This is a genomic window from Actinokineospora sp. (genome assembly GCF_050699995.1).
In the GTDB taxonomy this organism is placed as follows: Bacteria; Actinomycetota; Actinomycetes; order Mycobacteriales; family Pseudonocardiaceae; genus Actinokineospora.
This window is the reverse complement of sequence record NZ_JBOHGC010000387.1, coordinates 1-5,147: the sequence shown is the minus strand read 5'-3', so window position 1 is coordinate 5,147 and position 5,147 is coordinate 1. Positions and strand designations below refer to the sequence as shown.

Here is a 5,147-nt window from a genome sequence, read left to right as displayed (position 1 = left end):
CCACCGCAGCAGCCTCGTCCGCGCCATCCGCATCTCCACGATCCGGTAGTCGATCTTCACTGCGTCTCCTCCTTGCGCATCACGGCGTCGTACAGGTCCCGCACCATGCGGGCGTCACCCAGGGCGGTGTGCCGGTCCTTCTCGTCGTACGTGAGCCCGTACGCGTCGAGCAGCGTGTCGAAGTCACTTCGGTGGGAGTTGCAGCGCCGCCGGCCGCCAACGTCTCCACGTCGACCAGGTGGTAGTGCCATGACGGGCAGATGCCGTGCCACCGCATCCGCTCACCCAGGACTTCCGTGTCGAAGTTCGGTACGGCGCCGACCACGATGGCGTCACGGGTGATGCGCTCGACGGCACGTAGTGCTTCCAACTCGGAGTGCGTGCGGCCAGGACGGGCCCGCGTACGGGTGTCGCTCTGGCCGGCCTGCTGCAGGATCGGCCCCCACTTGCTCATGTGCCCACAAGCCGACATGGCCGCCTCCGTTGCGGTATCCAGCAGGTAGGTCATGCTCGGCCCTCAACTAGTTGCTGCGATCCGGGGCACCGCAGACGTCGCCAAGGTTCTAGGTGGTTCGCGATGCGCCCATGGCGGGTTACGCCGACCCTTCGTCCGCAGCGCGAGCAGGTCACAGCTTCTCCTGGCTTCGGTCTGTTCGCGCCCGTGGCGATGTCCTGGGCTGTGAGGTAGCGGGTCACCGGTTCCTCCGGGGGTCGATGCGGCGGGGGGCGCGCTGGCTGTCGCGGGGACCGGTGTTGCGGTTCCGTACATGCTCCAGCGCTCGCGTCTGCGGGTCGTCCGGGGGCACACATCGGGGAGCGTGGCAGCCATGCGTTGGACCTGGGCGACCGCGGCGCCGACTCCCCGGAACGCCTCCCGGAACGCCCGGAGGTACAGCGTGAACGCGTGCCGCACCGGGGCCAGTGCTCGGTCCAACAGCTCCGGGTCTTCCTGGAGCTGTTGGACCGCCGCTCTGAGCCGCCCGCGCCAGCTCTTCCTGACTCACTGACGGCCGTGGCAGTACGCCACCAGGGTTGAACCCAGCGCGGATGCCAGCGGGCCTCAATGGGACCCGAGCCCCATCCCTGCCTACGAACACCGGCGCCGCGTCGGCGCGGCTGTAGACGGCGCCGGGGTCGGTGGCGTCTGCGCCGTGCCAGCCCCACTGGCAGGCCGGGCCGCACCACCATTCGCTCACCGACTCCGCCGGCAGCGGCTTGTGGCACTGCGAGCACCGACGTTCGGTGGCGTCATCGATCGCTGCGAGTGTCGCCTCGTAGGAGGTGATGCGCTCAGCCATCGGTGCCTCCAACTTTGCAGCGGCTTTGGCGCATTTCCGGCAAGGTGGCAGCGCCAGCAAGTCAGGTGCGTGCTTCCACGTGCCAACGGTGTAGACCCGCACAGGTTTGCCGTCGGAGCGGCACAGAGCCGTCCCGGCGAGCCCCGGCTTGTCACCACGAGGGGCTAGGTCGATCGACAGGTGTCGGGTGCGTCGGGTCCACGTCGTGCACGAGATCGGCACCTCAGCCATCGGTGCCGCCTCCCTGGGTGTCCTGGGCTCCGCAGTTCGCGCCCCGCCAGTGAATCGTTGGGTGCGATCTGCCAGCGAGCGCGGATGCGACCTCCTCGTCGCTGACGCAGTCGACACACCGGTCTGTGGCCGGATGCTCTCCGCCGACGCCATCCCCGGTGTCCTCGGCGAGTTCACGGGCGGTCTCGACGGCGGCACCGTAGCCGTCTTCCTGGATGTACCGGGCCACCAGCTCCAGCCAGTCGTACGCCTCGGCGGGGATCTCGGGTATCTCGGTGCTCATCAGTCCTCGTCTCCCTCTGCCCACCGGGTGAGCTTCCGTACAGCCATCTGGATTCCGGCGTTCACGCCCTGGTGGTACGGGCAGATGTCGTCGGCGACGGCGCACGCCTCGCAGCCCTCGGCGTCGGTCGGGTTGTACGGCGCGGGCTGGCGCCGCTGCTCGTCCACGTGGACGCACCCTGGTGCATGGCGACCCTCAGTCGGCCGGCAGCCGTACTGGTGGCCGCTGAGCAGCGGGAGGTCGACGGGGTTCCCGTCCCCGTCCCGGATCGCCAACGTTGGGTCGATGGTGTGGTCGGTGCTCACTGGCTCTCTCCTTCGCCGCTGCTCTTGGTTGCACGCTCGCGTTCCCTGCGTGCCCGTGCGATGGCGCGGGCCTGTCCGTCGGTGATGTCTTCGAACTCAACCTTCGGCCGCTTCTTCGCGACCTCCCGGATCAGCGCCTCCACCTCGGCGGAACGGCGAGGCTGCGGGGCGGGGTCGAGCGCGGCCCTCGCCTCGGCAGCACGGCGGCGGTCCCGGATGCCCATCGCCAACTTGCGGATGTCCGCGGGCATGGCGCGCTGCGGCGATTCGCTGTAGTGCAGCGCCACTGCGTCCAGGCAGTCCCGTACGTCGTACCGGCCGATCACCTCGTGCCACGCCATCACCTCGGCTTCGCCGACGATCCTGTTGTCGTAGACGGCGAGCTTGGCGAGGACCATCCCGACCTCTTCGTAGTTCATGCCCCGATCTCCCGTGTCGCGTTCTGATCCATGCGGGCTTGCAGACTCCTGGCGGAGGCGAGTGCCCCGTTAGCGCGGGCGGTGCCGGTGGACTCTCGTGGCCCGTCCCGTTGGAACTGGCTGGACGGCATCCCGTCGATGGCGTACCGCAATGTGTCCGTGGTGACTGACCGGCCGTCCTCAGCGAGGCGAGCGAGGCCGTCGGTGACCTGCCCGTCGGTGTAGTCGCCGCGGACGGCCTTGCGGACCACTCCGCGGATGGCGGCGAAGTTGGACAGCTTCACCCGGTCGGTGTAGGTGGCGGTGAGTCTGTTGGTCCGCTGCTCCAGCGTTTCCGGTTCGAGCGGCGCGTCAGCGCGCTCCGCCGTAGGCGGAATACCTGCTACATGCTCCCTGCTACCTGCTACATGCTTAGCGACATTCGTCTCGGATGAGTTCGCGCGCCGCGCAGACTCGTTTGCGCGCGGCTCAGACGGGGCGACGCGGGGCGTCGGTGGCTCCGGGTCCGGGTCGGCTTCGTCCGGCCCGGGCAGGCGACTCGGGACCTTCGCCGGCTCCAACCGCTGGTGCTTCGACAGCTTCGGCAGGAACAGGAACGGGTCCGAGTCGACGACGTACCGGACCACCCGGCCGGCGGCCACCAGCTCATCCACCAGCCGGTCGACGTCGGCGAGACTCAGGTCATCGTCGTACGGCAGGCAGTGCCCCTTGATGTACCTCGAGTCCCCCTGCAACCGGGCGTGCTCGTCGGCCTGGTTCCACAGCGCCACGTACAGCAGCCGGGCATCTCGAGACACCAAGCGGGCCAGCCGCCGGTCGAGCCAGAATTCGGGCTTGATCGAACGCATGCGCGCCATCAGCCCCTCACCCCCCTTTCTGCTGTTACAGCTCCCGACGGTTTCAGCACGCGTGCCATCTCGCGGGTGCAGTCCAGCATCACCGCAAGCCAGTCCGCGATCGTCGGCTCAGACGGCGGCGACGTGACGATCAGGTCCACCGACGCGGCGGGGAGCGGGAGCGCGCGGGCGTCGCCACGCAACACGAGAGCCGTCACGCCGCCCCCTCCGCTTCATTGCTCGACGCCGGGCTGGGACCGCGCCGCCGGTTGGCTCGGGCCGCGTCGCCTGCGGCGCGGACGCCGCGTCGCGCCGCGGACGGCAGGTGCCCGATGTGCCACCCGAACGGGAAGTCCGGGCACCGGTACTCCCGCATCCCCGTACCGGCGAAAGGGGCCCGGCGGATCGCCGCGCGGGCCGTTTTCCGGTTCCCGTACGCCTGCTTCCCGCACGCCGAGCAGGTGCCGAGGTACACCTCCCTCGGCGACCCGCGCTCCCGCGGTGGCCGGCCGCTCACCCCGTCACCACCTTCGGGTCGTCCCAGTCGCTGAGGGCGTCGTTGAGCAGCTGCTGCCGCCACGCGACCGTCGCCGGTGTGTCCGGGGTGGGGTCGACCGCCGGGAACCGTTCACCGCGCTGGATCACCCGCGGCGGGACGGCATGCCGCTCGTCATCCGGCACGAATCCGAACCGTTCCGCGAGTAGCGCCACGGCCAGGTCCCGGGAAATCACGCGGCCCGCCTCTGGTAGCCGTTGCGGCCCCGGCTGCAACGGTCGGAGCAGACGGTCCTGTTCGCCCGGTAAGGCGCGAACCACCGGGTGCACCGGGCGCACTGGCGGACCGGTACTGCCCGCACCCGCTTGGTGCGCTGCCCGTCCGGCGTGGTCACGTCCACCTGCAACACCGACTGGCCACCCCACATGAACCCGACACCCTGAGACTCCATCCCCCACTGCAGGCAGGTGCGCCGCACCGGGCAGCTCAGGCACGCCCGCACCGCCTCCTGGTGTGCCGCCATGTCCGGGTTGGGGGAGAGCATGAACGCCTCAGGTTCCAGGTCCCGGCAGGCGTTGCGCTGATGCAGCTCCGGGGGCGGTTCACGCAGCGCCACCGGGCACCACCTTCCCGGTCATCGCCCGGACCAGCTCGAACGCGGCCTGCGCGGTGGCCATCCCCGACGATGTGACCACCGGGTGGTCGTCGTCGGGGCCGTCATCGACGCGTAACAGCCACCGGTCCCCCATGTCGGTGTGGACCACCCGCCGCGGCGTGTGGGACCAGATGGTTTCCGTCCACCGGTAGTCGGGGATCACCCGCCGGTCGCACGCCCACGCGTACAGCAGGTGCGCCAGTTCGTCGTGGAGGTCGAACGCCGGCGCCCGCAGCGACCCGCCGCACTGGTCGTGGCGGCGGAGCGTCCCGTCGCTGCGCAGCTGCCGGCGCTGCCCACATTCGGCGCAGCGGCCCTTCGGCCGCAGGTGGTACACGGTGCCCTCAGGCAGCGTCGCGGTCATGGCTACTCCCTTCGCCGAGGATCGCGCCGGACCTGTCGCCGTTCAGTGGCACGTACGACGTGTGGACCCGGTTACGGGGCTCCAACGGCAACTCCGGAATCCGGCAGCGGCGGCAAGGGACACGCCCCCTCCAGTCGCTAGCTGAGTCCATGTCCTGGATGTAGGGGTGGGGGCGGGAAGGGAGGCGGGTCATGACGGGTCCTCGAACCGCTCGACACGGATGCCGGCGGCCTCAGCAGCGTCCGCGCAGTGCCGGGTGC

The 5,147-nt window shown here is 70.0% G+C and carries 10 protein-coding genes; all 10 read right to left on the bottom strand.

The features are described from left to right. Positions 1 to 79: 79 nt before the first annotated feature. On the bottom strand, positions 80 to 508 hold the full coding sequence (locus tag ACRDSQ_RS19080; RefSeq protein ID WP_431422934.1) for a hypothetical protein: 429 nt from the start codon (positions 506 to 508) through the stop codon (positions 80 to 82). Between the two features lie 1,013 nt (positions 509 to 1,521). Next, positions 1,522 to 1,812, bottom strand: coding sequence for a hypothetical protein (locus ACRDSQ_RS19075; protein WP_431422933.1), 291 nt, complete (start codon positions 1,810 to 1,812; stop codon positions 1,522 to 1,524). Beyond that, a complete protein-coding gene (locus tag ACRDSQ_RS19070; RefSeq protein ID WP_431422932.1) occupies positions 1,812 to 2,117 on the bottom strand; it encodes a hypothetical protein in 306 nt (101 codons plus the stop codon). Before ACRDSQ_RS19070 ends, ACRDSQ_RS19075 begins: the two co-directional genes overlap by 1 nt. After that, the gene (locus tag ACRDSQ_RS19065; RefSeq protein ID WP_431422931.1) at positions 2,114 to 2,536 is read right to left on the bottom strand and encodes a hypothetical protein; all 423 of its coding nucleotides are present in this window, start codon (positions 2,534 to 2,536) and stop codon (positions 2,114 to 2,116) included. The genes ACRDSQ_RS19070 and ACRDSQ_RS19065 overlap by 4 nt, the downstream gene beginning before the upstream one ends. Further along, on the bottom strand, positions 2,533 to 3,393 hold the full coding sequence (locus ACRDSQ_RS19060; protein ID WP_431422930.1) for a hypothetical protein: 861 nt from the start codon (positions 3,391 to 3,393) through the stop codon (positions 2,533 to 2,535). The genes ACRDSQ_RS19065 and ACRDSQ_RS19060 overlap by 4 nt, the downstream gene beginning before the upstream one ends. Continuing rightward, the gene (locus ACRDSQ_RS19055; protein ID WP_431422935.1) at positions 3,393 to 3,578 is read right to left on the bottom strand and encodes a methyltransferase domain-containing protein; all 186 of its coding nucleotides are present in this window, start codon (positions 3,576 to 3,578) and stop codon (positions 3,393 to 3,395) included. Before ACRDSQ_RS19055 ends, ACRDSQ_RS19060 begins: the two co-directional genes overlap by 1 nt. An 8-nt stretch (positions 3,579 to 3,586) precedes the next feature. After that, complete coding sequence (locus ACRDSQ_RS19050; protein WP_431422928.1) at positions 3,587 to 3,889, bottom strand: hypothetical protein; 303 nt, start codon at positions 3,887 to 3,889, stop codon at positions 3,587 to 3,589. Further along, positions 3,886 to 4,104 (bottom strand): hypothetical protein, encoded by a 219-nt coding sequence (locus ACRDSQ_RS19045; RefSeq protein ID WP_431422927.1) that lies wholly within the window; start codon positions 4,102 to 4,104, stop codon positions 3,886 to 3,888. Before ACRDSQ_RS19045 ends, ACRDSQ_RS19050 begins: the two co-directional genes overlap by 4 nt. Continuing rightward, positions 4,101 to 4,484 (bottom strand): WhiB family transcriptional regulator, encoded by a 384-nt coding sequence (locus ACRDSQ_RS19040; RefSeq protein ID WP_431422925.1) that lies wholly within the window; start codon positions 4,482 to 4,484, stop codon positions 4,101 to 4,103. Before ACRDSQ_RS19040 ends, ACRDSQ_RS19045 begins: the two co-directional genes overlap by 4 nt. After that, entirely contained in the window at positions 4,471 to 4,887 is a 417-nt protein-coding gene (locus ACRDSQ_RS19035; RefSeq protein WP_431422924.1) for a hypothetical protein, read from the bottom strand. The genes ACRDSQ_RS19040 and ACRDSQ_RS19035 overlap by 14 nt, the downstream gene beginning before the upstream one ends. Between the last annotated feature and the right edge of the window lie 260 nt (positions 4,888 to 5,147).

Bases quoted from the DNA above. Each gene is read 5' to 3' on its own strand.
- ACRDSQ_RS19080 (WP_431422934.1), bottom strand. From the start codon at position 508: ATGACCTACCTGCTGGATACCGCAACGGAGGCGGCCATGTCGGCTTGT.
- ACRDSQ_RS19075 (WP_431422933.1), bottom strand. From the start codon at position 1,812: ATGAGCACCGAGATACCCGAGATCCCCGCCGAGGCGTACGACTGGCTG.
- ACRDSQ_RS19065 (WP_431422931.1), bottom strand. From the start codon at position 2,536: ATGAACTACGAAGAGGTCGGGATGGTCCTCGCCAAGCTCGCCGTCTAC.
- ACRDSQ_RS19060 (WP_431422930.1), bottom strand. From the start codon at position 3,393: ATGGCGCGCATGCGTTCGATCAAGCCCGAATTCTGGCTCGACCGGCGG.
- ACRDSQ_RS19035 (WP_431422924.1), bottom strand. From the start codon at position 4,887: ATGACCGCGACGCTGCCTGAGGGCACCGTGTACCACCTGCGGCCGAAG.